The following is an 876-nucleotide window of genomic DNA, read 5'->3' on the forward strand; positions in this document are numbered from 1 at the left end:
GCATCAGGGGACGTGACGCGGGCTTCATGAGTCAGAAGTTTGAAGGGTGGGCGCTTACCAACCGCGGTCGGCTAGATTACGGTTCTGTTATATGGGGTCTTATGGCAGGCGCGATGCGGAGGCTGGGACGGGCGCGGCGATGCAGCGCGACGCCTGATAACAAAACTGTAATCAGCGAGTCAGCGCTCCGACAGCTCGAATGACAAGAATGGTAAGCGTGGTTCAGGCCACTCATTTCTTGCCCATACCCGGAGAGACATCATGAAACTGCTTACCGCTATTGCCGTTGCCGCCCTCAGCCTGTCGTTCGGCGCGAATGCGTTTGCTCAAACTACTTCGTCAGGATTGACGCGGGCCGAAGTGATCGCGCAGTTGCAGCAGGCACAGGCCGAAGGGCTGGTGCCCGCGCCGAAATACGACTATCCGCCGTCGGCGGCCACGATTGCGCGCAACCGCGAGGTCTATGCGATCCAGCACGGCACGGATCACGCGGGTGAGATGGCAACGGCGGGCGGGGCGGTCGTGCAAGCCGAGCGGGCATCCAATTGAGTTCAGGCTGGATCGCCGGCGGCCCCGGCGGCGGCCCAATCCACCGCCGCATGGAACAGGCTCACGCCCGCGGGCGACAGATTGCCGAAGGTGTCGTTGTTCAGAAAGAACATCATCCGTCGTGCCGGCGCGAGCGACTTGTAGTCCATCGTCACGCCTTTCTCGGACGCGAAAACGCTGCCAGCCATTTATTGCTGATGTAACAGAGACTCAAACTGGCCGACAGCTGCCGGACGCGGCCGGCGGTTGTCGATTCTGTATAGATAGTCCTGGAGTGCGTGAGATCGGAGACAGAGAGGATGAGCCTCGCCAGCTTCGTATCGGATG

Annotated in this window: 2 protein-coding genes; one reads left to right on the top strand and one right to left on the bottom strand. The window is 60.8% G+C overall.

From position 1 onward, the window contains the following. Positions 1–261 precede the first annotated feature (261 nt). The gene (locus P0D89_RS53505) at positions 262–549 is read left to right on the top strand and encodes a DUF4148 domain-containing protein (RefSeq protein ID WP_408371347.1); all 288 of its coding nucleotides are present in this window, start codon (positions 262–264) and stop codon (positions 547–549) included. A 2-nt stretch (positions 550–551) separates the two neighbouring features. Here P0D89_RS53505 and P0D89_RS53510 read toward each other — a convergent pair whose 3' ends face one another. Then, entirely contained in the window at positions 552–737 is a 186-nt protein-coding gene (locus tag P0D89_RS53510; RefSeq protein WP_408371349.1) for a hypothetical protein, read from the bottom strand. Positions 738–876 lie beyond the last annotated feature (139 nt).

The organism is Paraburkholderia sp. RL18-085-BIA-A, assembly GCF_046027075.1.
In the GTDB taxonomy this organism is placed as follows: domain Bacteria; phylum Pseudomonadota; class Gammaproteobacteria; order Burkholderiales; family Burkholderiaceae; genus Paraburkholderia.

Coding starts and splice junctions, on each gene's coding strand:
- P0D89_RS53505 (WP_408371347.1), top strand. CDS start 262: ATGAAACTGCTTACCGCTATTGCCGTTGCCGCCCTCAGCCTGTCGTTC.
- P0D89_RS53510 (WP_408371349.1), bottom strand. CDS start 737: ATGGCTGGCAGCGTTTTCGCGTCCGAGAAAGGCGTGACGATGGACTAC.